Consider the following 25,132-nt stretch of genomic DNA (forward strand, 5'->3'; position numbering starts at 1 on the left):
GCGCCGTACCCCTCCTCGTAGCGGTCCGGCGCCGCGCACGCCGTCGCCGCACCGCTGTCCCGCCGTCCGCCGTCAGTTCTCGGCGAACCGCTTGACCGTCCGTCGGTGGCGGTCGCGGAACATCCCCTCGAACCCGACCTTCGCCATCGGCCCGACCGCGTCGCCGAGCGGGCCGAGCGGCAGCCGATAGGCGACCGTGTCGACGAGGAGGGTCTCCTCGCCGTCGGCGTAGAACGCGTGGGTGTGTTCCCACCGCCGGAACGGGCCGCCCTCCATCTCGTCGACGAACCGAGCGGAGCGCTCGGGCGGCGTCGTCCCGTCGGGCTCGCGCTCGACGATCCGCGAGGTCCACCGCTGACGCGGACCGGCTCCGAACGGCCGGATCGACATTGCTATCTCCGAACCGGTAACGAGGACCTCGGGGTCGGGCGACCCGTCCGGCCCTTCGACGCCGTCCACGCGGAGCCGCATCCAGTCCGGGGTGAGTTCCCGCAGTCCGTCGACCGTGGAGTGAAACGCCCACACGTCTTCGATCGGGGCCGGCACCCGAGTCGTCCGCCTGTACGTCGGCATACGTTGGATACGGGTCGCGCGGACAAAAACCCGTCCTCGGCGGCGGTCCGGGGACCGAAACCCGCATGTCCGCGCGCGCCCTGACTGAAGACGATGGAACGCGGGGCGATCGACGTCGGCGATCTGGCTGGACCGTTCGACCTACAGGCGACCCTCGAGAGCGGACAGAGCTACCTCTGGAACCGTGCGGACGGCGAGACGTACGCCGATCTTCACGCGTACGGCGGCGACGCGTGGTACGAGACCGTCGTCGACCCGATCCCCGGCGTGACCGAGGAGCGCGTCGCGGTCCGGGTCCGCCAGGAAGGCGGCGTCCACGACGGGACGCTCCGCTGGGAGGCGTCGACGGACGCCGAGCCACTGTTGATGCACCTGCTCCGACTCGACGACGACCTCGACGCGATCGTAGACGCCACGCCGGACCTTCCGCTCTTGGAGCGCGCGTACGACGCCTACGAGGGAATGCGGCTGACCCGCGATCCAGTGTTCCCCTGTCTGGTATCGTTCATCTGTTCGGCACAGATGCGGGTCGCCCGCATCCACGGGATGCAGCGACGGCTCCGGGAGACGTACGGCGACGCGGTCGCGCTCGGCGACGAGACGTATCGGGCCTTCCCGACGCCCGAGCAGTTGGCTGCGCGCACCGAGGAGGAACTCCGCGACCTCTCCCTCGGCTACCGCGCGCCGTACGTCCAGCGCACCGCAGAGATGATCGCGAGCGGCGAGGCAGACCCGCTGGAGGCGTCCGACCTCCCCTACGAGGAGGCCCGCGAGTCGCTCACGCGATTCGTCGGCGTCGGGGACAAGGTCGCGGACTGCGTGCTGTTATTCTCCTTGGGGTTCCTCGAAGCAGTGCCGCTCGACACCTGGATCCGCACCACCATCGAGGAGAACTACCCGGACTGCGACCGCGGGGGCTACGCCGAGACCTCCCGGGCGATACGCGAGCGGTTCGGCGGCGAGTTCGCCGGCTACGCCCAGACGTACGTGTTCTACTATCTCCGCGCCGGCGGCGAGTGATCGGAACGCGGAGCGCCGACTGCCTTAGACTCCCACTCCCTGTCGCGGCCGAAGTTTGATACTCGTTCGCGTGGTATTCGCACGCGTGATGGACTGTCGAGTCGTCGTCGAGGCCGCGGTTCCGGTGTACGACGTGGAAACCGCCGACGAGGCGGTCCGGATCGCCATCTCGAAGACCGGGGAGATGCTCAACCCGGACCTCAACTACGTCGAGATCGACACCGGGACGCGGACGTCGCCGAGCGGCGAGCAGCTCGACCCGGCGTTCGTCGCGGCCGACGAGGCGCTCGTCGCCCTGGAGCTTCAAATGGACGTGTTCAACGTCGACCGCGGCGAACACGCCAGTCGCGTCGCGCGCAAGGAGATCGGCAAACGCCTCCGTAACATCCCGCTGAAGGTGCTTTCTGTCACCGAGATCGATTCCGAAGAGAGCGACCGCGCGGAGGAATCCTCGACCACGGAGGAGCCATCGGCCGCGGAGGAGACGTCCGAATCGGACCGCAACGACTCCGGTCCCGGCGACGGCACCGGGGACGACACCGAGTACTGAGCGGCGGCCGCGACGCTGGTCGTCGATTGTGCGGTCGGTGAGGAGTAGCTCGCAGTAGACGTCTCAGTCGGCCGTTGGGGCCAGCGGCTCCGATTCGGACGACTCCATCGGCTCAGTGATTCCCTCTGTCAGCTTGAAAACGGCCGCTTTGTGGTCGGTCTTCGATTTGTGAATCGATGTCGGCTTCACGCCAAGTTCCTCGTAGGCTTCGAGGTCAACGTCGTCGTCCCAGAACTCGCACTGTTTTCGTACCTCCGCGAGGAGACCGTGAAGATGGATGAGCTCCTGCTTCTTCATGAGTACCAGTCCTTTGCTACCGGAGGTTTATATTATTATCTTGAGCCACGTTACCACACCATCCGCGTATTTCGCGAGTAGCGGGGCGGAGAAGTGGATTCTCGATAGATCGATCAGGATCGTTTTCCGACGTTCGCAGGGATGTGAGGAGCGAGCGAAAGGCGTCACTGCGCAGTCAGTGGATTCTCGATCGAGAGGGAGGGCCGGCGGTCGGTTCGGCGGCGGCAGCTAACTCCGCCGCGCGTCACTGGAACTGCTTGACCGCCTCGAGGTCGCGTTCCGTTCGCATGAACTCGGTCAGGCGACGCGTCGCGTGACACGCCGAACAGCTGAAGTTGGACCGAAGATCCTGAAGCTCGGCGGGATTGTCCTGCCATTCCTTGCCGCACTCCGGACAGACGAGTCTGACGAACGCGTCAACCATGTCACCCTGTACAGCCGGCCGCGTTAAAAACGTAGGTGCCGACAGAGAGCCGCCCGCCGAGGCGGGGACTGCGGTCGTCCACTGCCCGGGTCGAATCGGTACGTGACGGCGCGTCAGGCGCTTACGGTGCCGCTCGCTTCGAGCAGCTCCTTGTACCGGTTCCGGATGGTGACCTCCGAGACGTCGGCGACGTCGGACACCTGGCTCTGGGTCACCTTCTCGTTCGACAGCAGCGCCGCGGCGTAGACCGCGGCGGCGGCGAGTCCGACCGGCGACTTCCCGCTCGTGATCCCCGCGTTCGCGGCGTCCTCGAGCAGTTCGCGGGCGCGGCGCTCGGTCTCTTCCGAGAGGTCGAGCCGCGAGACGAACCGCGGGACGTAGCTCGTCGGGTCCGCGGGCTGGACGCGCAGGCCGAGCTCGCGGACTACGTAGCGGTACGTCCGGGTGAGTTCCATCTTCTCGACCCGAGAGACCGCCGTGAACTCGTCGAGGCTCCGCGGGTTCCCCACCTGCCGGGCGGCGGCGTACAGCGCCGCGGTCGCGACGCCCTCGATGGAGCGCCCGGGCAGGAGGTTCTCGCTCAGCGCGCGGCGGTAGATGACGGAGGCGGTCTCGCGGACGTTGTCCGGGAGGCCGAGCGCGCTCGCCATGCGGTCGATCTCACCGAGCGCCTGCTTGAGATTGCGCTCCTTGGAGTCGCGGGTGCGGAACCGCTCGTTCCACGTCCGCAGCCGCTGCATCCGGCGCCGCTGTCGCCCCGAGAGCGACTTCCCGTAGGCGTCTTTGTCCTGCCAGCCGATGTTCGTCGAGAGCCCCTTGTCGTGCATCATGTTCGTCGTCGGGGCCCCGACACGGGACTTGCTGTCCCGCTCGCCGGAGTTGAACGCGCGCCACTCCGGCCCGCGGTCGACCGAGTCCTCCTCGACGACCAGCCCGCAGTCGCTGCAGACCGTCTCGCCGTGTTCCGTGTCCGTCGCGAGCCGGCCGTCGCACTCGGGACAGGTGGTGATCCGTTCGCTCTCGCGCTCGCTCTCCGTGCGCTCCTCGACGTCCGCCGACTCCTCGGCCGACGCGTCCATCCGCGTTCGCGTGCGCTCGCCGTTCGCGGACGCCTCGCCCGGGTCCGCGAGTCGGTCTCGTTCCGTTCCGCTGTCGCTGTAGGTGTCTGTCTCTGTCATGGGCTTGCTCCGACGATCCCCCGACGAAAATACAGCGAGGTCCGCAATCGCCAGTCTGTTAACGTATAGTTAGTCGCTGAAGTATATAAATCTGTCTGTTACTTCGGGGCAGCGTATCGATCACAGAAATGCCCTGAAAGACGATTAACAGCGGAAAACGACGGTATGACCTTCCTGATACGCTCCGTCTATCGCAGAGAAGCGTCCGCCGTACGGGGTGGACGACCGCATATATACTTCACTCTCGGAGTCCGTTCGTGACGGTGTGGCAGAGTCGCGACCGCGGCCGCCCGACGAGTCACGACCGGCGCCCGGTCACTGATGCGGACACGGAGCCGATCGACTCGACGGTCGCGCGCACCTCGTCGCCGGGGTCGATCGGCGCCGCGCCGGGGGTGCCGGTGCTGAACAGATCGCCGGGGCGCAGCGTCGACACCTCGGAGTGGAACGAGACGATGTCGGCCGGCGGGAACAGCATGTTTCGCACCTCGTTTTCGGCCGCAATCGTGCCGTTGACCCGCGTCGTCACAGTCGCGTCCGCGAGGTCGACCGGCCCGTCGGGGACCGCGATCGCCGGGCCGACGACGAGGAACGTGTCGTAGCTCTTCGCGCGCGTGAGGAACCGGGGGTTCCGTCGGAGCACGTCCTCGGCGGTCATGTCGATGACCGGCAGGTAGCCGGCGACGACGTCGCTTACGTCCGCGGTCGCGACGGACCGGCACTCCCGGCCCAGCAGGACCCCAAGCTCCGCCTCCGCGGTCACGCGCTCGCTCTGCTCGCTCGGCGGCAGCCGAATCGGACCGCCGGGCCCCGTCAGGGCCGTCGACGGCTTGATGAAGCTGGCCGGCTCATCCGGGCGCTCCTCGTCGAGGTCGCCGGCGTGGTCGGCGTAGTTGAGGCCGATCCCCCACAGTTTCCCGAACCGCTCCAACGGCGGCCCGAACGTCAGATCCTCGACCGGAACGCGCTCGGCGGGGGCGTCGTCGACGCTCGGGAGGTCCCCCGCGGCCGCCAGCGGGAGCGCGTCGCGGACGGTCGCCGCCCGCGGCGCCGCGGCCGAGAGCGGCACGTACCCTTCCTCGTCGCCGAGCAGGGCTCGGCCGGTCGCGGTGCGCGCGAGGTACTTCACGCGATGTTCCCCATCACCGTCGACTCACTCCTCCCGATCCGTCCAGAAGTCGAACGAGCGCCCGGGCGCGAACACGTCGAGCCCGACCGCCCGCTCGTCGCCGGTGTTCTCGACCCGGTGGGGCTCGTTCGCTTCGAGGTGGACGGAGTCGTTCGGCCCGAGCGTCACCGACTCTCCCTCCTCCGTGACGACGGTCAGCTCCCCGTCGAGACAGAGGCACACCTGTTCGTTCTCGTGGTCGTGGAGCGGGGAGGAGTGGCCCGGCGGCTTCTCGAACCACTCGAACGAGAAGCGGTCGCTGCCAGCCATCGCGACCCGTCGCCACCCCGCCTCCGGCTCGTACGTCTCGGCCTCGTCGAACCGGACCGCGTTCATAGGTTCGCGCCGGTGGCGCCGCCGTCGATCGGCAGCGCAGTGCCGTTGATGAACCCGGACTTCGGCGAGGAGAGGAACGCGACCGTGTCGCCGAGCTCCATCGGGTCGCCGATGCGTTCGAGGGGGTTGCCGGCCCACTCGTCGAGCCCCTCCTCGTAGGAGTCGTACTCGCCGCGGTCGACGGCGTCGTTCACGAGCTCCCGGATGCGGGACGTCTCGTGGGGCCCGGGCAACACGGCGTTGGCTCGGATCTCCGGCGCGAACTCCTTCGAGAGCGTCTTCTCTAACCCGATGACGCCCATCCGGACGGAGTTCGACAACACGAGGCTGTCGAGCGCCTCCTTCACGCTCCGGGAGGTGATGTTCACGATGGTGCCGCCGTCGCCCTCGCGGAGGTGCGGCTCGGCCTCGCGCGCGAGGCGGACGACGCTCATCACCAGCAGCTCGTACGCCTCCTCCCAGTCCTCGTCGTCGGTCTCTAAGAACGCTCCTGACGGCGGCCCGCCCGCACTGGTGACGAGGTGGTCGAGCCCGCCGAACTCGTCAACTGTCGTCTCGACGAGCGCCTCTATGTCGTCCGGGTCGGTAAGGTCGCCGGGCTGGGCGACGACCTCGCCCGCTGCGACCGATTCGATCTCCGATCTGGCCTCCGCGAGCCGCTCTTCGTCGCGACCGTTGATCACGACGTTGACGCCCTCGCGCGCGAGCGCCGTCGCCGATGCCTTCCCGAGCCCGCTCGACGACGCCGTGACGAGCGCAGCGTTCCCCGCTATCTCTAGATCCATGTGCTAGCAGTGCGTGGGTATCGTGGAAAGCGTTTCCCCGGAGGCAATCCGCCGCCCGCGAAACGCGCGGACTCGGTTCTCTCTTCCTCAACTCACCGACTCCGCTTCACCGAATCCAACTCACCAACTCCACTCACCGACTCCGCTTCACCGACTCCGACTCACCGGAAACGCTACGCGGTCCGGGTTGTCGTTGAACCGCTCCAAGATCCGCTCGTACAGCCGGTTCTTCACGCGCTGGCCGCGGCGCGGGTGGGTGAGGTACCGGACGCGGAGTTCGACCCACGACTCCTCCTGCCGGACGTTGACGCTCGGACCGTCGTGGACCTCCAGCTCGACGGGCGTCTCCGCGAGCGCCTCGCGGTAGGCGGCGATCCCCTCGGCCATGTCGCGGCCGATCAGGTCGGTCGCCTCCTCGATCATCACCGAGCGCGCGAACTCAAGGTCGGTCTCGTAGGCGACCTGAACGGACACCTCGTTCCAGACGTACGGCGACCCGCCCCCGCCGAAGTTAACGACGTTCGACGAGAGGACGACGCTGTTCGGGACGGTGACCACCCGCCCCGATGGCTGGTTCGTCGTCACCAGCTCGCCGTTGATCTCCCACAGGGTCGTCACGAGGAAGTCGACCCCGATCACGTCGCCTTTCGCGTCGTCGATCTTGACCCGGTCGCCGACGCCGAACGGCTGTTTCACCGCGATGTACACCCACGCGATCAGCGACAAGAGCGGCTGCTGGAGCGCGAAGGTGATCGCGAACCCGATGACGCCGAGCGAGAAGAGAAGGCCGATCCAGTTCTCCGTCGCCACCGCGAGCGTCGCCACGGCTCCGACGACGCCGAACGTCAGTCGGAGCAGGTTCCGGACGTTGTGCGCGCGGCGCTTGTTGGCCGACCGCGTCAACACTCGGACCGCGAGGAGGTAGCTCCCGTACACGACTCCCGCGACGGCGACGACGAGCAGCGTCCGGCCGACGACGGTCGGCGCGGGGTACCCGCCGATCGGCGGCCAGTTCGCGAGCGCGTCGGTCGTGCCGGCGACCGTTCCGGCGACCCCGGCCAGCAGCCCGACCGCGAGCGACGCGAGTCCGAGTGGTCGTCTCACGCTCGTCGCTCGCGGCCGACCGGCAAAACGGTTGTGCCGTCGCGGCGAGTCGGGCCGCGTCTCGCGGCCACGCGCCGCCGCTCTCTCCGGCCGACCGTCACCGCTCGTCGACCGCGACGCGCGCGAGCGCTCCCGCGAGCACTTCCGTCGCGGCGGCGCAGTCCGCCCAATCGGTCCACTCGCGGGGGTTGTGCGAGATTCCGTCGCGCGAGGGGGCGAAAAGCAGCGACGCGTCCGTGACGCGCGCGACCCGCATCGCGTCGTGAGCGGCGCCCGAGTGGAGGTCGATCGCCTCGCGCCCGGCCGCGTCCGCGGCGTCGTGGGCGGCCTCGCGAAGCCGGTCGCTCATCGGCGTCGGCGCCACGTCGAACGGGCGCTCGAACTCGGTCTCGACCCCTCGCTCTCGCTCCAGCCGAGCGAGCGAGTCGCGCGCGGCGTCGACGATTGTCTCCATCGACTCGGCCTCGACGTCGCGAATGTCGACGCCGGCCTCGACACGCCCGGGCACGACGTTCGTCGCGTTCGGTTCGACCGACAGCGATCCCACGGTCCCGACAGCCGAGGGCGACGAGGAGTCGACGACCTCGTTCGCGGCGGCCTCGACGTCCAAGACGAATTCGCTCGCGGCCGCGAGCGCGTCCGTCCGCTCGTCCATCGCGGTCGCGCCCGCGTGGTTCGCTTCGCCCTCGATTGCCGCCTCGCAGTGGGTGATCCCCGTGATCGTCGTCACGACGCCGGCCGCCGCGCCCGCCGACTCCAGTGTCGTGTCCTGCTCCACGTGGAGCTCGTAGAACGCCGCCCACGACGCGGGATCCAGCGTCGTCGGGTCGCCGTCGGCGTCGGTCGGCGTGGCGGCGTCGACCGCGCTCCCGCCGCGGTAGCCGATCCGTTCGAGCGCCTCGCCGAGGGTCTCCCCCTCCGGGTTCGTCAGCGAAAGCGCCTCGTCGAGCGCCAGCTCGCCGGTCGCGACGGTCGACCCCAGCAGGCCGTTGCCGAACGTGCCGCCCTCCTCCTCGGTGAAGCTGACGACGCCGACCGGGCGGTCCGGCTCGAACCCGTCGTCGCGCATCGCGCGGACCGCCTCCAGCCCGGCGTACACGCCGAGCGGGCCGTCGAACATTCCTCCTTCGGGGACGCTGTCGAGGTGGCTCCCGGAAACGACCGGCGCCGCGTCCGGATCCGCGCTCTCCGGCGTCCACGTCCCGAGGACGTTCCCGACGGCGTCGACCGTTACGTCTAGTCCGGCCTCGCGGAGGCGTTCGACCAGTCGATCCCTCGCCCGCCGATTGGCCTCGGTCCCCGTCCGATTCGTTCGCGCGTGCGCCTCGGGGTCGTCCGTCTCAACCCGACCGAACGCCGCGTTTTCCTCGATATCCGCTCGGAGCCGGTCCGCGTCGACTGGGAGTCTCATACCGACTCCGGGTGACGCTGGATCAAAACGGTTCGGTCTCCGGCGGCCGCGTCGGGATTCGACCGGGCGGGGGTCGCTCGGGTCGACACCGGCGGGTGAGAACATCACCGCACCCTGAACACTCTCCGAGCCCGTGAGGTAATCAGTCCGTCACCCGTACGGTAGCTCGCCCGTTGACGAACGGCCCTCCACGGTTTTCACCGACGTGTTCCGATACTGACAGCGGAGCGAAAATCTACGGCTTCAGACGAGAGGTAAAATCGACGACCCGCGGAACGTCCAAGAGTCAGCTATTTATTCGCGATCTGAGTAGGAAATCTAATGGCTGACGACGGAACTGATCTCCGCTCAGTGCTCGCGAAGCGGGAGGATATCCTCGCGTCTCTCGCCGAGTCTCCCGCACGGAAGCCGGAACTCGTCGACGAACTCTCGGTCTCGCGGTCGACGGTCGACCGGGCGATCGGCGAACTGACCGACGTCGACTGCGTCGTCGCCGATGGATCCACCTACAGCGTAACGAAGACCGGCCGGCTCGCGCTCGCCGAGCGGACGGAATACGTCGCCGGCACGGACGCGATCGGTCGCGCGAGCGGGCTGTTGAAACACCTGCCGGCGACGGCCGAGATTTCCCCGGCGTTCCTCAAGGGGGCGTCGGTGACGCGCTCGGAGCCACACGCGCCCGACCGAGCGGCGGCGGCGAGCGCCTCGCTGCTCACGGAGGCGACGAAAATGAAGGGACTCGCCCCGACCGTCCTGAAATCGGACGTCTTCACCGTCGACGGCGAGCTCGAACGCGACGAGCTGACCGTCGAAATTGTCGCGGAACGGGGCGTGATCGACTCGCTCAGGTCGTTCCCGGCCGCGCCGACCGAATCGCTGCTCGGGAGGGAGTCGCTGTCGCTCTACGAGTCCGAAACGAACCTTCCGTACGCGCTGTGGATCATGGAGGCCCCAGCGGGAGACCACGCGGGTATCACCGTTCACGATTCCGGCGGGAGCGTCGCGGGCGTGATCATGACGCAGTCTGAACCGGCCCTCCGATGGGCGAACGAGCAATACCGAGAGTACAAACGGAAGGCCTCGTGCGTCGCTGTCGCACCGGAGTAAGTCGAGATGACTCTATTGAATCCCTATTTTTCAGACACAACTACTCCGAAACGGCCGATGGACGGGGACTGCGAATTGACCATAGGATATTCATGATGTCGTCAGTTTAGCAAGCATTATGGCCCTCTCTCTGTCAGCAGTCATCGCCTACAGCTTCTTGGCGTCTGCTATCGTCGGCCTTTCTCTTAGCCATTTCACCGATCGAATATCTGTGAAGATGGCATTGCTCATAGCAGTTTGTACTACGGCTGGTACAGTAGTTGGGAGAATACTGTGAGTAGCGTGTACTGAACGGCCTGTACTGGTCGAAACTGTATTCAAATGAGTCTCTCACTAGGGATTCCAACGGAGTTGGTGTTCGGTGCTCCAGCAAACGCAAATCCTGTCGTCGATCGCCGCCGAAATCGATCCCGAAAACACTTGCCGCCGGCTGCTCTCATATCGAGCGGCATGTCCCCGTTGCTCCTCCAAGGCGCGGCCGCCGGAATCGCCCTGCTGATTAGCCTCGTCTTCCTCGTCGTCCACCTCGCGATGATCGTGTGGACGTACTCAGACGCGGAGTCGCGCAGCGACCACCCGCCGATCCTCTGGGCGCTCGTGGTGTTCTTCGCGCCGATCCTCGGGCTGCTCCTGTACCTCATCATCGGTCGTAACTCCTACTGAGCCCCCGTCTTTCGCGGTCTCCCGCAGACGACGACCGACGCCGAAACGGGCTCACACCCCTCTGAGCACGCTCGTCGCCCCGACCGTTTCGGCGACGACCCATGCGACGAACAGCCCGTAGGCCGCGAGCAGCGCGTACGACTCGTGCTCGGTGAGCGCGAGGCTCGTCCGGAGGGTCACGAACAGCAGGACGGTCGCGGCCGTCAACACCCCCAGCATCGGCACTGCCGTCGAGAAGTTGACGACGACCTCGCCGACGATCAGCACGCCGAGCGGAATCGCGACGAGCAGGTCGAATGTGTTCGACCCGAGGACGTTGCCGAGGCTCGTCGTGCCGCGGTCCTCGCGCGCGGTCCGGACGCTCACCAGCGCGTCCGGCAGGCTCGTCGCGGCCGCGACGACCGTGACGCCGGCGAGAAACTCCGGAACCCCGAACGTGACCCCGAGCGATTCGACCGACGCGACGAGCCGTTCGACGGTGACGACGATGAGCGCGAGGCCGGCCGCCAGCTTCCCCCACTCGCGGCGGATGTCGACCTCGTCGCGTACGGGCTCGATCGCGGCGTCACCGACGTCCTGGTACTGGATGAAGAGGTAGAGGCCGTACAGCGCGAGCGGGATGACCGCGAGCGAACGGTTCACGGTCCCGGCGATCGGGTCCGACGACACCGGGAAGTAGATGGCCGCGAGCGCGAACGTCACGACCAGCGCAGAGACCGCGAGCATGTAGAACTGCGCCTCCTTGTACACGATCGCTCGGTTGGCCTCCAGCTCGTCTTCGCCCCCGAGCCCGGCCGCCGCGGGGATCACGAGGACGTTGAAGATCGCCGACCCGACGAGCGCACCCACGCCCATGTCGAAGACGCCGGTGACGGCGGTGACCAGCACGCTCACGAGCTCCGGGAAGCTCGACCCGACCGCGACGACGATCGACCCCTGGACCACCGCCGGGAGCCCGTAGTACCCGGCGAGCGTCTCGGCGGCCTCCGCCAACCAGCCGCTCCCGAGCCAGATGAGCCCCGTCGCCGCGGCGATCACGAGGACGTGGACGACCGGCGCGTCGGGGAGGGGTCCGATCACGGGTCAGCGCACGTGTTTCCCGCCCAGCTCCCACAGCCGGTCCGCGATTTCGTCGTCGAGCGCGCCGCGGGCGACGCGCCACTCCCAGTTGCCGTCGAGGGTGCCGGGCTCGTTGAATCGCGACTCGCTGCCGAGCCCGAGCAGGTCCTGGAGCGTCGTCACCGCGAGGATCGCGTCCGAGCCCCACACCGCGTCGATGATCGCCCACTCGCTCGGCTCGTCGGGGTCGGAGCCGACGTTGTACCGGAAGCAGTCGCGCTGCTTTGCCGGGAGGTCTTCGAAGTAGCCCGCCCACGTATCCGTGTCGTGCGTCGAGGTGTAGCCGACGACGCCCTCGCCGTAGTGCATCGGCTGGTACTCGTTCCCCTCCGCGCACCAGTCCGCGTACTGCGGGACGCGCATGCCGGGGAAGCCGAACTCGGCCATCAGCTCGTCCATCGCCGGCTCCTCGAAGCCGAGGTCCTCGGCGATGAAGGGGGCCTCGCCGAGCTCGCGCTCGACCGTCTCGAAGAGGTCGCGCCCCGGGCCGTCGCGCCACTCGCCGTCCGCGGGGTCGTCGCTGTCGGCCGGGATCGCCCAGTACTTCACGAACCCGAGGAAGTGGTCGAGCCGCGCCACGTCCGCGAGCTCGAACAGCCGCCGGAACCGGTCGAGCCACCAGTCGTACCCCGTCTCGGCGAGGTGTTCCCAGTCGTACAGCGGGTTCCCCCAGCGCTGGCCGGTGTCGCCCGCGTTCGGCGGGACGCCCGCCACCGCAGTCGGGCGGTTCCCCTCGTCGAGCCGGAACGCCTCCGGGCTCGCCCACACGTCGGCGGAGTCGAGCGCGACGTAGATTGGCACGTCGCCGACGATCGACACCCCCTCTTCGGCCGCGACAGCGCGCAGGTCGCGCCACTGGCGGTCGAACGTCCACTGGACGAACTCGCGGAACCGGACCTCCCGGGCGTGCTCCTCGCGCGCGCCGGCCAGCGCCTCGGGGTCGCGCGTCCGCAGCGGCTCGGGCCACTCGGTCCAGACGTCCTCCGGCCGCGCGTCCGAGAGCGCTCGGAACAGCGCGTAGTCGGCGAGCCACGGCTCGCGCTCGCGGAACTCGTCGAGCGCCGCGCGGTCGTCCTCGCTCGCCCGCTCCTCGAACCGCTCGAACGCGGTCCGCAACAGCGGGAGCTTGTACTCGCGGACCGCGTCGTAGTCGACGCGGTCGGTCGGGAACTCGGGGACCGGATCCAGGTCACCCCCGTCGAGCCAGCCGTCGTCGACGAGCCCCTCGGGGTCGACGAACAGCGGGTTGCCGGCGAACGCCGACGGCGACTGGTACGGCGACTCCCCGGCGGCGGAGATGGTCGGCCCGATCGGACAGATCTGCCAGTGGTCGACGTCGGCGTCGCCGAGGAACGAGAGGAACTCGCGCGCGCCCTCGCCGAGGTCGCCGATCCCGTACGCCCCCGGCAGCGAAGTGACGTGACAGAAGACGGCGTCGGAGCGGTCGAATCGCATACACCACCCTGCGATCCCCACCGACTCAAGCGTTGCGTCCGTGCGGGTCGCGGCCGAGACCGACTCTCGAAACAGACCGGCGGTTCGAGGGGGCCGCCTACTCCTCCGCGACCGGCACCACCGCCACCTCGTCGACGCGGATCCGCTCGGTTCCCTCGCCGTCCTCGACGACGCATTCCTCGCCCGTGATCAGGTCGCGCTCGCCGTGGTCGACGTCGACCGCGACGCTCGCGTCGGCCGGCGCGAAGTTGAGGACGACGACGAGGTCCTCTTCGCCGTCGTGCCGACGGAACGCGACCACGTCGTCCGGGTGGACGTCGCCGCTGGCGACGATCGGCTGCTCGGAGAGGTCGCCGCTCGCGACGTGGTAGCCGACGCGGGACACGTCGCCGTCCGGCCCGAGCGCCGGGTGGTCGCGCCGCGTTTCGAGCAGGCGCTCGTAGCGGTCGCGGACCTCCTCGCGCGCGTGGTCCCACGCGATCGCGTCGCGGCGGCCGCGCTGGCCGATCTCCTGGCCTGCGTACACCATCGGCACGCCCGGCAGCGTCATGATCGCCGCGCCGGCGGCGGCCGCGGCGGCGTCGCCGCACTCGACGCGATAGCGCGTCTCGTCGTGGTTCTCGATGTACTGAAGGAACTCGGCGTGGTCCGGGAAGCCGATCTCGGCGCGCTGGTCGACCGCGTCGAGGACGGTGCTGGCGGGCTCGGCCCCGCGGCCGACCTGCCGGAGCTGGAAGTACAGCGTCGCGTCGAAGTGGACGTCGAACATCCCCTCGTGGAAGCCGGGGATGTACGGGATCGTCTCGTCCATCAGGAGGAACTCCCGGTCGATGTCCTTCACGCGGTCGCGGAGCTCGCGCCAGAAGGAGTCGGGCACGGCCCACGCCATGTCACAGCGGAACCCGTCGACGAGCGGCGCCCACTCGTCGATCACGTCGAGGAGGAACCGCCGCACGTCGAGGTTCGCGTGGTTGAGGTTCGCGATCAGCTCCCAGTCGAAGTAGGTGCCCGGCTCGCCCGACTCCTGCCACTCGTAGCGGTCGCGGTACGGCGAGTCGGGATTCTGGTAGGCGTCTCGGAACCACTCGTGCTCGCGCGCGGTGTGGTTGGCGACGAAGTCGAACAATACCCGCATCCCGTGGTCGTGAGCGGTCTCGACGAGCGCCTCGAAGTCCTCGCGCTCGCCGAGGTCGTCGGCGGTGTCGAAGAAGTCGACGATGTTGTAGCCGTGCGGCTTCCCGTCGTGGCCGAGGACCGGCGTGAGCCACAGCGTGTCGACGCCGAGGTCCGCGATCTGTGGGATCCGTTCGGCGATGGCGTCGAACGCCTCGCCCTCGTCGGCGTCCGCGAAGGTGCGGACGAACACCTCATAGACGGAGGCGTCGCGGGTCCACGCCGGCGGCTCGTTGAGCCGGACCGTCTCGAAGTCGGGCGTGTCCGGCGTCAACACGGCCTCGCCTCCCGCGGTGTCGTCGAGCGGGGCCGACCCGCTTCCAACCCGCTTCACGGCCGCCGCGTCGGCGACGCTCACGCGCGGGTCCTCGCCCGGGTCCCGCGCGACGGCGACGGCGTGGACCCGGAGCCGGTCGGGCACCGCGTCGAGCGGCACGCGGAGCTCGCGGCCGTCCTCGCTCACGCGGAGCGCGTCCCGCGGGTTCGCGCGCCCCGCCGCGACGGCGTCGGCGACGTCGCGGTCGTCGACGACGAACGTCACCGCCAGGTCGTCGGCGTCGAGCGAGGACTCCGGATTCGGCGAGGGGACCGCGGTGAACACGGCTTCGCCGGCGCCTTCTCCCTTCCTGTCGTCGTCACCGGCCACGACGTTCGCGTCCACCCGCACGCGCGGTTTGCCGACCCCCTCGTGTCGCTCACGGGCGGCGTAGTCGACAGGGGCGTCGACGTCGCCCGCGTCGCGGTCGCGTATCGCGGTGCCGCTCCCGCCGGCGACGTCGACGCCCTCGTAGCTCGCGGGGAATGCGCGGACCGTGAGCAGGTGGTCGCCATCTGGCGCGTCGAGGCCGAGCAGGTAGCGTCCGGGGACGTCGGGCGTGAACTCGGTCACCGGCTCGTCGCCGACGGTCGCCTCGCTGTCGGGCGGCGCGTCCGCGACGCGCCACGCGTACGCGGCGTCCGGGTTCGGGTCTCTCGGTGCCAGCTCCGTCCGCTCGCCGGTCGCGAGGAATCGCGGGGGTCCGGGATGGTGCATGTGACGCCCATCGGCACCCGGGGTCTTCGGTGTTGCTCTTGGTTCGGTGTCATCTCGGGCAGCGACGCTCGGCGTTTCGCGGTCTCCGCCGCGGTCGTCAAGGCTTTTACTCCGGCCGGCGCAGGGCGGGTATGCGACTGCGTACCGCCCTTACGGAGCACGAACGTCGGCGCGGGGAGCGCTACCCGGCGGAGCACTCGATGACCGCCGGCGCGTTCACCGGCGACGACGGCCGACTGGTCCACGTGGGGCCGGACGGGACCGTCCACGACTGTTCGTACTCCCTCTCCGAGGTCGGCGGCGCCGACCGCCTTCGGATGGGGATCACAGCGGGGCGCGGCGTCCGCTGGTTCGACGACCTCGAGACGACCCGCCAGCATTACGACGGCGACACGCCGCTCGTCGAGACGGAGTACGACGCCGGCCGCTACACCATCCACCAGTTCGACCTCGTCGTGAGCGACACGCACCTCACCCACGTCGAGCTCCGCGGCTCGCCGCCGGCCGACGCCGAGCTCGTCGCCGCCTACGCGTTCTCCCCCGACATGGTCGAGGGGCGCGTCGGCAACATGGTCCACGACGGGGCCGGGCCCGACGACGGCGGCGTCGTCGAGGTGTACCACCGCACCGAACACGACTTCCTCACCGCGTCCACCGGCCTCTCGAACGCCCACGGCCAGCGCTTGCGAACGATCCCCGAGCTGCTCGGCGAGGCCGACGACGGCTTCCCGCACCGCGGCGAGATCGACCGCCGCGAGGACTCACGGCTCACCCCGGACGTCGTCGTCCGGGCGCCCTTCGAGCGCGACGGACGCACTGAGCGCGTCACGCTCGCCGGGCGCGCCGTCGTCGACCGCCGGGCCGCGCGCGACACCGGCGACGACGCGAAGGACGCGCTCACCGACGGGATCGACCGCCAGCGCCGCATCGAGGCGGTCTCGAACATCGCCACCGCCTACCCCGACGCCGACGACCTCCGCGAGGCCGCGGACGGGCGCGGCCCGAACGTGCCCGAGGACGCGCCGCGCCGGTCGGTGATCGCGAGCGACCTCCGCGCGCTTGACCTGCTCACCGCGGAGTCCGGCGGCCGGATCGCCGCCCCCGAGTTCGACCCCTTCTACTCCACTTCCGGCGGCTACGGCTACACTTGGTTCCGCGACGAGGCGACAGTGTCGACCGCGCTGCTCGGCGCGAGCGAGGACCTCGGCCTCGACGCCGACGAGGAGCTGCTCGCTGCCGCGAGCTTCTTCTGTCGGACACAGGACGCCGACGGCTCGTGGCCCCACCGCGTGTGGGCCGACTCCGGGAAGGTCGCGCCCGGCTGGGCGAACGCCCGGATCGAGGGCGCGAACGCGACGCCCGGCCCGAACGACCAGCTCGACCAGCCCGCGACGGTCGTCGCCTTCCTCGCGACGCTGCGCCGCGAGTCGGACCTCCCGGCCGAGTGGCGCGACCGGATCGACGAGACCATCGCCGACGCCGTCGAGTTCCTCTTGGAGACGACCGAAGACGACGGGGTTCCCCGCCGCTGTCAGAACTGCTGGGAGAACGCGCTCGGTCGGTTCACCCACACCGGCGCCGAGTACCTCCGGGCGTTCGCCGCGGTGGCGCGCGCGCCGGTCAACGATGACCTCCGCGCCGACGCCGCCGACGCCGCGGATGCGGCGCTGTCGGGGCTCGACGCACGCTGGAACCCCGACACGGAGCGGTTCCTCCAGCGCGCCAGCGAGGAGGATCAGGACGCCCGCGCCGACGCCAGCACCTTCGCGCTCGCGACCGCGGCCGCCGAGTACGCCGCCCTGATCGACGACGAGACCGGAGCGGAAGACGACCCGAGCGCCGACGGCTCCGCGTCTGACGACGACGCGGCCGCCACCGACGGCTCCGCGTCTGACGACGACGCGGCCGCCACCGACGGCTCCGGCACGGCCGAACCGATCGACACCGTCGCGACGAGCGAGTTTGACCGTTTCCTCGACCGCGTCAACACCCACGTCCGGCAGTCGATCGACGCGCTCCACCGCGAGACCGCCTCGGTAGAGGGGCTCGTCAGGTTCACCGGCGACGACTGGCGCACGGCGGAACAGGGTGCCGCGAAGATGTGGTCGATCGCGACGCTGTGGGGCGCGACCGCGGCGGCGACGCTCGCCGGCGTCGTCGAGGAGCGCGGCGGCGCGTCCGGACCGCTGTTCGCGGACGCCCGCGACCTGTACGCGATCTGCGAGCCGGACGGCCCCTTCGTCAACGAGGCGGGGCTGTTCGCGGAGCAGGCGTTCGACGACGGCGACCTCGACAGCGCGACCCCCATCGCGTGGTCGCACGCGCTCCGGATCGACGCGACGGTGACGCTCGCGAAACACGGCGAACTCCCGGTCCCGCACGACCGCGAGACCGGCCCTGAGGCGGCGCCTCACTGGACGACCGGCCGGAAGTTCGGCGTCGGCACGCCGGCTGACTACGAGTCCGACGAGCCGGTCCCGGTGTGGTTTACGCTCACCGAGGGGGCGCTCACCGAGGCGCGGTTCCCCCGGATCGACGTGATGAACGTCCGGACGTTCGACTTCCTCGTCGCCGACCCCGACTCCGACTACGCGATCCGGACGTTCGACGAGACTGGCCACGTCACGGCGACGGAGACGATCGAGCGGACGACGGAGCCGGCGGCCGACAACGCGCTCGCATACGTCCAGACGATCCGCGAGACCGGCGACGGCCACGGACACACGTGGACGCTCCGCGTCGAGTACGCGGTCGACACCGACGGGACGGCGATCCTCGCGGACGTCCGGTTCGAGGGGAGCCGCGAGTACGACGTGTACGCGCTCGCGGACGCGACGATCGCCAACGTCGGCACGAACGACCGCGCCGAGCGCGTCGACGGCGACGCGGGGGCGCACCTCCTCGCGCAGAAGGACGACCCCGACCGCGACGCGGGCAAGCTGGTCGACGACGAGGGCGAGCCGTTCGCCCCCGCGCTCGCCTTAGCCAGCGGCGAGGGGTTCGACTGGGCGAGCGCGCTCCCGGCCGGCGGCGAGGCGGCCGACGCGCTGTTCGGCGACGGCGAGCGCGGCGAGGAGTCGCCCGAGGCGGTCGGCAACGTCGTCCTCGCCGGCCTCGTCGGCAGCGGCGAGACCGTCGCGGACACGGTCGCGCTCGGGTTCGCCGAGGACTCGGACACCGCGGCCGCCCTCGGCGAGGCGGAGGGGGCGCTCGGGCGCGGCTTCGACGACGCCGCGGACGCGTACGCCGAGACGTGGCGGTCGTGGCTCGCGGACCGCGACCTCCCCGACTCGGTCGCGGGCGACCCCGACCTCGCGGCGCAGTACCGGTTCGCGCTGATGACGCTGGCGGCCGTCGAGGACAAGGCCCACGACGGCGCGGGGATCGCGAGCCCCTCCGTCCCGTGGGGCGAGACGGAGTACGCCGCGGAGGACCGCGGCTACGGCTACAACTTCGTCTGGTCGCGGGACCTCTATCAGGTGTTCACGGCGCTGATCGAGATGGACGACCTCGAGCGCGGCGCCGATGCCTTGGCGTACCTGTACAACACCCAGCAGGACGACGACGGGTTCCTCCCGCAGAACACCTACATCGACGGGCGGACCCGGTGGGGCGGCGAGCAGATGGACAACATCGGGTTCCCCTCGGTGATGGCCTGGCAGCTGTACGAGCGCGGCGTGACGCTCGACGACGCCGGCTACACCTACGATCAGGTCGCCCGCTCGCTCGACTACATCGCCGAGAACGGCCCCGAGACCGCCCAGGAGCGCTGGGAGGAGGAGGCCGGCTACTCCCCGTCGAGCATCGCGGCCGAGATCGCCGGCCTGGTCTGCGGCGCGGCGCTCTCGCTCGCGGAGGCCGACCGGCGCGCCGGAGCCGAGTCCGGGAGCGACGCCGAGTCCGGAAGCGACGCCGCGGCGTCGCCGGAGTCGCTCCGCGCCGACGCGCTCGCGTGGCTGGCGCTCGCTGACGACTGGACGGCGCGCGTCGAGGAGTGGTGCGCGACCGCGATCGGAACCGACCGTCACGAGCAGACGCCGTACTACCTCCGGGTCACGGCAGACGGGAACCCCGACTCCGGTCGCCCCCGTACCATCGCCAACGACGGCCCGACCTACGACGAGCGGGAGATCGTCGACGGTGGCTTCCTCGAACTCGTCCGGCTGGGGATCAAGCCCGCCGACGACCCGGTCGTCCGCAACTCCGTCTCCGTCGTCGACGACTCGATCCGGGTGGACACGCCCCACGGCGCCGCGTGGTACCGCTACGTCGGCGACGCGTACGGCGAGATAGCCGTCGGCGACCCCGGCGCACCGTGGGCCGGAACCGGTGACGGCCGCGGGCGTCTCTGGCCCATCTTCACCGGTGAGCGCGGCGAGTACGAGCTTCGCGCCCGCGCCGACGGCCCGGACGCCTTCGGCGGCACCGACGAGGATGCGCTCGAACCCGAGACGCTGCTGGAGACGATGGCCGGGTTCGGCAACTCCGGACTAATGTTACCCGAGCAGGTGTGGGACCGCGAACACCCGACGAAGTACGGCTGGGAGTTCGGCGAGGGCACCGGGGGGGCGACCCCCCTCGCGTGGTCGATGGCCGGGTTCGTCCGGCTGGCGCACGGCGTCGACGCGGGCGAACCGGTCGAGACGCCGACCGTCGTCCGCGACCGCTACGTCGAGCGCGACCGTCCCGCCGGACCCGACCTGACGGCCACCGCCGAGTTCGTCGAGGACTCCGTCGTCGTCGCGGGCGAGACGGACGCCGAGTCCGTCGCTGTCCACACCCGACAGACCTCGCGGCTCGTGACGCCCGACGACGACGGCGCCTTCGAGGTCGACCTCGACGCCGACACCGACGCGGACACCGTCGTAGTCGCGGCCGCGACCGACCACGACTTCGAGGCCGCCGGTACCGCCGTCGAGCGGTTACGGCTGTAAGCAGGACGGTTCCGTTTTCCCGGCTCGGTTCACCCGAGCGCAACCACGTCGACCGCGCGCTCCTCGCCGTCGACCTCGATCTCGACCGTCGAGCCGACGCGCTCCCGGACGCGCTCGCGCCACGCCTCGACGGCTTCCGCGTGTCGCTCCCGCCGGGTTTCGAGGTCGGCGTCGGGGTGCTCGCTCGCGGTCTCGTCCGGCTCCGGGTACGGCGGCGCGTCCGCCACGAGGTCTCGGGGGTCGATGTGGAGCGGCGCGGGCGCGTCGGAGCCGTCGGCGCTCCCCGCATCCTCGCCGTCGACTCCGTTACCGCCCGCGCCGAGCGCGTGGAGGCGGGCCCGCATCCGTCCCGAGAAGGGCGGCGTCGCGCGCAGGACGACTTCGCGGTCGCTCCGGAGGCTGGCTTCGAGCGCGTTCGCCACGTCATCCCGATGGACCGCGATCGACCGGAACCTGTCGGGTCCGGAGTCGTTACCGCGTCCCTCCTCAGTCATCGTTCTCCGCCCACTCGGCGTCGGAGAGTGTCCGCTGGACCGCCTCCTCTCCGACCGCGCCAGCGAGGTGTTCGAAGCCGGCGCGGACGCCGCGGTCGCCCGCGTTCGCGACGAGCCGCGAGACGATGAACTCCGGCGTGGACTTTCCGACAGTCTCGAACCGCGGCTGGTAGTCGACGCGGAGTTCCAGGTCGTTCGTTAACCCCTCGGCGAAGATGCCGTCGATCCGGGCGGCGTCGGGCAGCGGGCTTAGGTCCTCGGCGAGGTGGGTGACGTAGACGCCGAGCGCGCCGCGGTCGACGGTGAGCGTCACCAGCCCGTTCAGCAGGTCGGCGGCGCGGCCCGGCTCCGTGATCGCCTCGAACTCGTCGACGAGCATGAGCGTGCGGCCGTCCGCGACCAGCGGCGGGACGACCGACTTCAGCGTCGACTCCAGCACGCCGGCGTTGAAGGAGGCGTGCCGGCGGTGGAAGACGATCCGGTCGAACGTCCCGACCTCGGCCGCGTCGGCGGGCACGGGCAGCCCCATCGACGCGAGCAGCGCCACCGCACAGAGAGTTTCCAGCAGCGTCGTCTTCCCGCCCGAGTTCGCCCCGGTGAGGACGCTCACGCGGTCGCCGGTCGGCGGGGTGTCCCCGCTCGCGACGCCCGCCTCGTCCGCGAGGGAGTGCGAGCCGACGCCGTAGGAGACGGGCTGGACCTCCCCGCCGAGGAAGGGGTTCCGCGCGCCGCGCACGGCGATGCCGTCGTCGACGAGCGTGGGTCGGACGTGGCCGTTCTCGGCCGCGAACCGCCCGAGTGACAGCAGGAACGCGGCGTCGGAGACCGCCGTCGCGGCGCGGGCGACGGTGGTTTCGCCGTCGTCCGCGTCGGCGCCGTCTTCGTTGGCCTCGGACTCGTCGCCCAGCCGTTCACGGATGTCGGCCGCGACCGCGGCCTCGCGCTCGTCGACCGCCGACTCGAGTTCGGCGACGAGGTCGCGCAGCGTCCCGGAGACGAAGTCGGCGGCGTCGAGCGCCTCGTCGGGCGCCGCCGAGCGGACCGTCGCGGGCTCGACGCCCGTTTCTCGCGCGACGTGCTCTATCGTCGCCGCCTCCAGCGCCTCGAAGTCGCGGAGGCTCCCGTCGCGTACCGATTCGAGCACGTCGAACGCGGAGTCCGCGAGGTCGCGCGCGGCCGACAGCTGCTCGCGCAGGCGGTCCAGCTCCGCGTCGGCGCCCGTCGCGATCTCGATGTCGTCCCCGTCGAGGTCGCCGGCGGGGTCGATCGAGCCGCGCACGTCGGCGAGCGCGTCGGCCGCGTCGCGCAGGCGGTCGCCGTCGAGCGCGCCCACGTCGGCGAACGGGCCGTCCGTCAGGCCCGCCTCGCGAAGCGCCACGGCGGTCTCGACCGCGGCGAGGTCGGAGCCGTCGGCCTCGTCGTACGCGGCGAAGGCGTCCTCGACGGCCTCGCGGTCCGCCTCGTCGAGGCCGGCCCACGCGTCTCGGGCGGCGACGACCCGGTCCAGTCGCTCCTCGACGGCGTCGCGGTCGAGAAGCGGGGTCAGAACCCGGATTCGGTCGGCCGCGTGGGCGGTCAGCGCCGCGTCCGCCGCAAGCGTGAGGAGGTCGTCGTACACCGAGCGCGCGTCGCCCGTCGCGAGCACGTCCATCCCGGCCTCGCCGTTCGCTCGGCGGAGGATGCGGGTCGCGCGGCCGCGGTGGAGCCCGGCGTCGACGAGCGCGCGGACGTCGGCCGACTCGATCGCCTCGACCGCCCGCTCGGTCCCGAGCGCCTCCGTGAGCCGCTCGCTCGTCTTGGGGCCGATCCCCCAGTAGTCCTCCAGTCGCATACGCCGTGGTGTCCCCCTGACGCCTTGGCGTTTTCGTCGCCCGCGCCGTCGACCGCGACCGCACGACCCAGTGACGGTCGGTTCCCGGCGCTTCCGCCACGACAGCGTTCATCCCGTTCCGGGCCGTATCGCCTCCCATGGCGACGGAAATCGCGGACGGCGTCTGGCGGTTCGACTGCCGCGGGGTCAACGCGTACCTCGTCTTCGACGACGTGCCGACCCTCGTCGACGCCGGGACGCCGTGGGACGAGGAGCCGATCCGACGCGGCCTCGACAAGGCAGGCGTCGACGTCGCGGAGATCGGTCGCGTCCTCCTCACCCACTACGACCTCGACCACGTCGGGACGCTGGCGGCGCTGGCGCCAGAGCTCGACGCCCCGGTCTACGCGTACGGCTTCGACGCGCAACTGCTCCGCGGGACGCGGTCGCCGCCGCTCCGGAACCACAAGGGACTGATCCAGCGGCTCGGCGGACTCCTCACGGACCTGCCCGACCTCGACGTCGTCGGCGTCCGCGACGGCGAGGAGATCGGTTCGTTCACCGCGTATCACACGCCCGGACACACGCCGGGACACGTCGCGTACGTCAGCGAGGAACTGGGCGTCGGGCTGCTCGGCGACCTCGTCTCGGAGTCGGACGGCGCACTCGACCCTTCCGAGTGGTTGATCAGCTACGACACCGACGCGGTGCTCGACAGCGTCCGCGACCTCACCGAGCGCGCCGCGCCCTTCGCGGTCGCCTGCGTCGGGCACGGCGACCCGCTCACGTCGGGCGGGAGCGAGGCACTGGCCGCGCTCGCGGCCCGGATCTGATAACTGTCGAACTCCGCTACCTACCGCGACTGCCGGTAGATGAGGTTGCGCTGGATGTCGTTGGCGCCCTCGTAGATCACCGGGATGCGCACGTCGCGGTAGACGCGGGCGATCCGGCGGTCGGTGAGGATCGAGCGGCCGCCGTGGAGCTTCATCCCCTTCTCGGCGCAGTCGGTGGCGACCTCGGTCGACTTAGTCTTCGCCAGCGCGGCCCAGTAGCCGGCGTCCTCGTTGTTCGCGACCTTCTCGCAGGCACGCCAGTTGAGCGCGCGCGCCGATTCGAACCCGATCCGCATGTCCGAGATGGTGTGTTGGACGGCCTGGAAATCGTCGATGGTGCGGCCGAACGCCTCGCGCTCGTCGATGAACGCCTCCGCCTCCTCGATGGCGGCGGCTGCGAGCCCGAGCCCGTGACCGCCGACGATGACGCGACCGTGGTTGAAGAAGTCCGCGAGCACGTAGAACCCGCCGCCCTCGCTGCCGACGACGTTCTCCTCGGGCACGAAGCAGTCCTCGAAGACGATGTGGCCCTGCTTGGACGCGCGCATCCCCATCTTCTCCGGGATGTGCTCGGCCTCGTAGCCGTCAGAGTCCGTCTCGACGATGAACAGCGTGTAGTTCGAGTAGCGGTCGTCGCTCTCGCCGGTCTTCGCGTAGACGGTGAGCCAGTCGGCCTCGACCGCGTTGCCGACCCAGTACTTCTCGCCGGTGAGCTCGTAGCCGCCTTCAACCTTTTCGGCCTTCGTCGTCATCCCCGCGAGGTCCGAGCCGGTCTGCGGCTCGGAGACCGCGAGCCCCGAGATCTGGTCGTTCTCCGCGACCGGGCGGAGGTACTCTTCTTTCTGCTCCTCGGTCCCGTACTGCTCGACCATCTCCGCGCCGAAGCTGGCGAGCTGGAGGGTGAGCGCGATGCCCGCGTCGGCGCGGTAGAACTCCTCCGCGATGGCCAGCACCTGCGCGAGGTCGAACCCCTTGCCGCCGTACTCCTCGCCGATGTCCTGTGCGACGAGCCCGGCGTCCATCCCCGCTTCGAGCACCTCCCACGGGTAGTCGCCGGACTCGTAGTACGCCTCGGCGTTTGGGGCGATGTACTCGTCGGCGAACTCGCGGGCCTCCTGTTTGACGTCTCGCGCGCGCTCCGGCACGACGCTGTCGTCGAGTAGCTCCATACGACCCGTGAGGACTCCGCGGGCAAAACGTTCGTGGAACAACGGAGAACTCCGGGCGAGTTTACTCCTCGTCGACCGCGCTCGCATCGCTGTCGTCGTCGCCTCGCTCCCCCGCTTCGACAGCGGCGGTGTCACCGGATCCCGCGGCGTTCGCGCCCTCGTCGCTCGCTTCGGCCGCGATCTTCTCCGCGTCGGCGATGTCGACCTCTTCGGGCGCGTCGCTTCGCTCGTCGGTGGCGTCGCTTCGCTCGTCGGTGGCGTCGCTTCGCTCGTCGGTGGCGTCGCTTCGCTCGTCGGTGGCGTCGCTTCGCTCGTCGGTGGCGTCGCTTCGCTCGTCGGTGGCGTCGCTTCGCTCGTCGGTGGCGTCGCTTCGCTCGTCGGTGGCGTCGCTTCGCTCGTCGGTGGCGTCGCTTCGCTCGTCGGTGGCGTCGCTTCGCTCGTCGGTGGCGTCGCTTCGCTCGTCGGTGGCGTCGCTTCGCTCGTCGGTGGCGTCGCT

General features: G+C 70.2%; 21 protein-coding genes. 6 read left to right on the plus strand and 15 right to left on the minus strand.

Annotated features, from left to right (window positions below; translation table 11 throughout):
- Window positions 1–72: 72 nt before the first annotated feature.
- Window positions 73–573 carry an SRPBCC family protein gene (locus ACOZ35_RS03830; RefSeq protein WP_424015141.1) on the minus strand — a complete coding sequence of 167 codons (501 nt, stop codon included), beginning with the start codon at window positions 571–573 and terminating at the stop codon, window positions 73–75.
- A 93-nt stretch (window positions 574–666) separates the two neighbouring features.
- Between ACOZ35_RS03830 and ACOZ35_RS03835 the strand changes: the two genes are divergently transcribed.
- Together ACOZ35_RS03835 and ACOZ35_RS03840 are read left to right on the plus strand one after the other, a co-directional pair.
- Window positions 667–1,593 (plus strand): DNA-3-methyladenine glycosylase family protein, encoded by a 927-nt coding sequence (locus ACOZ35_RS03835; protein ID WP_424015142.1) that lies wholly within the window; start codon window positions 667–669, stop codon window positions 1,591–1,593.
- An 88-nt stretch (window positions 1,594–1,681) separates the two neighbouring features.
- Window positions 1,682–2,143, plus strand: a complete 462-nt coding sequence (locus tag ACOZ35_RS03840; protein ID WP_424015143.1) for a DUF555 domain-containing protein — start codon at window positions 1,682–1,684, stop codon at window positions 2,141–2,143.
- A 63-nt stretch (window positions 2,144–2,206) separates the two neighbouring features.
- On the opposite strand, the gene ACOZ35_RS03845 is transcribed toward ACOZ35_RS03840, so the two are convergent.
- The 8 genes from ACOZ35_RS03845 to ACOZ35_RS03880 form a co-directional block, all read right to left on the minus strand.
- The gene (locus ACOZ35_RS03845; RefSeq protein WP_004598519.1) at window positions 2,207–2,440 is read right to left on the minus strand and encodes a UPF0058 family protein; all 234 of its coding nucleotides are present in this window, start codon (window positions 2,438–2,440) and stop codon (window positions 2,207–2,209) included.
- Window positions 2,441–2,684: 244 nt separating this feature from the next.
- Window positions 2,685–2,864 (minus strand): hypothetical protein, encoded by a 180-nt coding sequence (locus tag ACOZ35_RS03850; RefSeq protein WP_096392845.1) that lies wholly within the window; start codon window positions 2,862–2,864, stop codon window positions 2,685–2,687.
- Between the two features lie 113 nt (window positions 2,865–2,977).
- Window positions 2,978–4,042 carry a transcription initiation factor IIB gene (locus ACOZ35_RS03855; RefSeq protein WP_424015144.1) on the minus strand — a complete coding sequence of 355 codons (1,065 nt, stop codon included), beginning with the start codon at window positions 4,040–4,042 and terminating at the stop codon, window positions 2,978–2,980.
- Window positions 4,043–4,340: 298 nt separating this feature from the next.
- Complete coding sequence (locus ACOZ35_RS03860; protein ID WP_424015145.1) at window positions 4,341–5,171, minus strand: fumarylacetoacetate hydrolase family protein; 831 nt, start codon at window positions 5,169–5,171, stop codon at window positions 4,341–4,343.
- 24 nt (window positions 5,172–5,195) lie between these two features.
- Window positions 5,196–5,546, minus strand: a complete 351-nt coding sequence (locus tag ACOZ35_RS03865) for a cupin domain-containing protein (protein WP_424015146.1) — start codon at window positions 5,544–5,546, stop codon at window positions 5,196–5,198.
- Window positions 5,543–6,331, minus strand: coding sequence for an SDR family oxidoreductase (locus ACOZ35_RS03870; RefSeq protein ID WP_424015147.1), 789 nt, complete (start codon window positions 6,329–6,331; stop codon window positions 5,543–5,545). Before ACOZ35_RS03870 ends, ACOZ35_RS03865 begins: the two co-directional genes overlap by 4 nt.
- Window positions 6,332–6,478: 147 nt before the next feature.
- Window positions 6,479–7,435: a mechanosensitive ion channel family protein gene (locus tag ACOZ35_RS03875; RefSeq protein ID WP_424015148.1), complete on the minus strand. Its 957-nt coding sequence runs from the start codon at window positions 7,433–7,435 to the stop codon at window positions 6,479–6,481.
- A 97-nt stretch (window positions 7,436–7,532) separates the two neighbouring features.
- Window positions 7,533–8,846 carry a Zn-dependent hydrolase gene (locus ACOZ35_RS03880; protein ID WP_424015149.1) on the minus strand — a complete coding sequence of 438 codons (1,314 nt, stop codon included), beginning with the start codon at window positions 8,844–8,846 and terminating at the stop codon, window positions 7,533–7,535.
- Between the two features lie 321 nt (window positions 8,847–9,167).
- On the opposite strand from ACOZ35_RS03880, the gene ACOZ35_RS03885 reads away from it, so the two are divergent.
- Window positions 9,168–9,953, plus strand: coding sequence for a helix-turn-helix transcriptional regulator (locus ACOZ35_RS03885; protein ID WP_424015150.1), 786 nt, complete (start codon window positions 9,168–9,170; stop codon window positions 9,951–9,953).
- A 450-nt stretch (window positions 9,954–10,403) separates the two neighbouring features.
- Window positions 10,404–10,616, plus strand: coding sequence for a PLDc N-terminal domain-containing protein (locus ACOZ35_RS03890; RefSeq protein ID WP_424015151.1), 213 nt, complete (start codon window positions 10,404–10,406; stop codon window positions 10,614–10,616).
- A gap of 51 nt (window positions 10,617–10,667) precedes the next feature.
- On the opposite strand, the gene ACOZ35_RS03895 is transcribed toward ACOZ35_RS03890, so the two are convergent.
- The 3 genes from ACOZ35_RS03895 to malA all read right to left on the minus strand — a co-directional run bounded on the left by ACOZ35_RS03895 (window position 10,668) and on the right by malA (window position 15,396).
- Window positions 10,668–11,696 carry a sodium:calcium antiporter gene (locus tag ACOZ35_RS03895; RefSeq protein ID WP_424015152.1) on the minus strand — a complete coding sequence of 343 codons (1,029 nt, stop codon included), beginning with the start codon at window positions 11,694–11,696 and terminating at the stop codon, window positions 10,668–10,670.
- Between the two features lie 3 nt (window positions 11,697–11,699).
- On the minus strand, window positions 11,700–13,190 hold the full coding sequence (malQ, locus tag ACOZ35_RS03900) for a 4-alpha-glucanotransferase (RefSeq protein WP_424015153.1): 1,491 nt from the start codon (window positions 13,188–13,190) through the stop codon (window positions 11,700–11,702).
- 97 nt (window positions 13,191–13,287) lie between these two features.
- Window positions 13,288–15,396: an alpha-amylase MalA gene (gene malA, locus ACOZ35_RS03905; protein ID WP_424015154.1), complete on the minus strand. Its 2,109-nt coding sequence runs from the start codon at window positions 15,394–15,396 to the stop codon at window positions 13,288–13,290.
- A gap of 131 nt (window positions 15,397–15,527) precedes the next feature.
- Between malA and ACOZ35_RS03910 the strand changes: the two genes are divergently transcribed.
- Window positions 15,528–20,330, plus strand: coding sequence for a glycoside hydrolase family 15 protein (locus tag ACOZ35_RS03910; RefSeq protein WP_424015155.1), 4,803 nt, complete (start codon window positions 15,528–15,530; stop codon window positions 20,328–20,330).
- A gap of 29 nt (window positions 20,331–20,359) precedes the next feature.
- Here the strand turns inward: ACOZ35_RS03910 and ACOZ35_RS03915 are convergent, their stop codons facing one another.
- Together ACOZ35_RS03915 and ACOZ35_RS03920 are read right to left on the minus strand one after the other, a co-directional pair.
- Complete coding sequence (locus ACOZ35_RS03915) at window positions 20,360–20,824, minus strand: hypothetical protein (protein WP_424015156.1); 465 nt, start codon at window positions 20,822–20,824, stop codon at window positions 20,360–20,362.
- The gene (locus ACOZ35_RS03920) at window positions 20,817–22,655 is read right to left on the minus strand and encodes a MutS-related protein (protein ID WP_424015157.1); all 1,839 of its coding nucleotides are present in this window, start codon (window positions 22,653–22,655) and stop codon (window positions 20,817–20,819) included. The genes ACOZ35_RS03915 and ACOZ35_RS03920 overlap by 8 nt, the downstream gene beginning before the upstream one ends.
- Window positions 22,656–22,792: 137 nt before the next feature.
- Between ACOZ35_RS03920 and ACOZ35_RS03925 the strand changes: the two genes are divergently transcribed.
- Window positions 22,793–23,467 (plus strand): MBL fold metallo-hydrolase, encoded by a 675-nt coding sequence (locus ACOZ35_RS03925; protein WP_424015158.1) that lies wholly within the window; start codon window positions 22,793–22,795, stop codon window positions 23,465–23,467.
- 20 nt (window positions 23,468–23,487) lie between these two features.
- On the opposite strand, the gene ACOZ35_RS03930 is transcribed toward ACOZ35_RS03925, so the two are convergent.
- Window positions 23,488–24,636, minus strand: coding sequence for an acyl-CoA dehydrogenase family protein (locus tag ACOZ35_RS03930; RefSeq protein ID WP_424015159.1), 1,149 nt, complete (start codon window positions 24,634–24,636; stop codon window positions 23,488–23,490).
- Window positions 24,637–25,132 lie beyond the last annotated feature (496 nt).

Source organism: Halorubrum xinjiangense, assembly GCF_049604745.1.
Taxonomy (GTDB): Archaea; Halobacteriota; Halobacteria; order Halobacteriales; family Haloferacaceae; genus Halorubrum; species Halorubrum xinjiangense_A.

What these genes read in the sequence shown, in the direction of transcription:
- ACOZ35_RS03830 (WP_424015141.1), bottom strand. Translation starts at nt 573, where the DNA reads ATGCCGACGTACAGGCGGACGACTCGGGTGCCGGCCCCGATCGAAGAC.
- ACOZ35_RS03835 (WP_424015142.1), top strand. Translation starts at nt 667, where the DNA reads ATGGAACGCGGGGCGATCGACGTCGGCGATCTGGCTGGACCGTTCGAC.
- ACOZ35_RS03840 (WP_424015143.1), top strand. Translation starts at nt 1,682, where the DNA reads ATGGACTGTCGAGTCGTCGTCGAGGCCGCGGTTCCGGTGTACGACGTG.
- ACOZ35_RS03845 (WP_004598519.1), bottom strand. Translation starts at nt 2,440, where the DNA reads ATGAAGAAGCAGGAGCTCATCCATCTTCACGGTCTCCTCGCGGAGGTA.
- ACOZ35_RS03850 (WP_096392845.1), bottom strand. Translation starts at nt 2,864, where the DNA reads ATGGTTGACGCGTTCGTCAGACTCGTCTGTCCGGAGTGCGGCAAGGAA.
- ACOZ35_RS03855 (WP_424015144.1), bottom strand. Translation starts at nt 4,042, where the DNA reads ATGACAGAGACAGACACCTACAGCGACAGCGGAACGGAACGAGACCGA.
- ACOZ35_RS03865 (WP_424015146.1), bottom strand. Translation starts at nt 5,546, where the DNA reads ATGAACGCGGTCCGGTTCGACGAGGCCGAGACGTACGAGCCGGAGGCG.
- ACOZ35_RS03870 (WP_424015147.1), bottom strand. Translation starts at nt 6,331, where the DNA reads ATGGATCTAGAGATAGCGGGGAACGCTGCGCTCGTCACGGCGTCGTCG.
- ACOZ35_RS03880 (WP_424015149.1), bottom strand. Translation starts at nt 8,846, where the DNA reads ATGAGACTCCCAGTCGACGCGGACCGGCTCCGAGCGGATATCGAGGAA.
- ACOZ35_RS03885 (WP_424015150.1), top strand. Translation starts at nt 9,168, where the DNA reads ATGGCTGACGACGGAACTGATCTCCGCTCAGTGCTCGCGAAGCGGGAG.
- ACOZ35_RS03890 (WP_424015151.1), top strand. Translation starts at nt 10,404, where the DNA reads ATGTCCCCGTTGCTCCTCCAAGGCGCGGCCGCCGGAATCGCCCTGCTG.
- malQ (WP_424015153.1), bottom strand. Translation starts at nt 13,190, where the DNA reads ATGCGATTCGACCGCTCCGACGCCGTCTTCTGTCACGTCACTTCGCTG.
- malA (WP_424015154.1), bottom strand. Translation starts at nt 15,396, where the DNA reads ATGCACCATCCCGGACCCCCGCGATTCCTCGCGACCGGCGAGCGGACG.
- ACOZ35_RS03910 (WP_424015155.1), top strand. Translation starts at nt 15,528, where the DNA reads ATGCGACTGCGTACCGCCCTTACGGAGCACGAACGTCGGCGCGGGGAG.
- ACOZ35_RS03915 (WP_424015156.1), bottom strand. Translation starts at nt 20,824, where the DNA reads ATGACTGAGGAGGGACGCGGTAACGACTCCGGACCCGACAGGTTCCGG.
- ACOZ35_RS03920 (WP_424015157.1), bottom strand. Translation starts at nt 22,655, where the DNA reads ATGCGACTGGAGGACTACTGGGGGATCGGCCCCAAGACGAGCGAGCGG.
- ACOZ35_RS03925 (WP_424015158.1), top strand. Translation starts at nt 22,793, where the DNA reads ATGGCGACGGAAATCGCGGACGGCGTCTGGCGGTTCGACTGCCGCGGG.
- ACOZ35_RS03930 (WP_424015159.1), bottom strand. Translation starts at nt 24,636, where the DNA reads ATGGAGCTACTCGACGACAGCGTCGTGCCGGAGCGCGCGCGAGACGTC.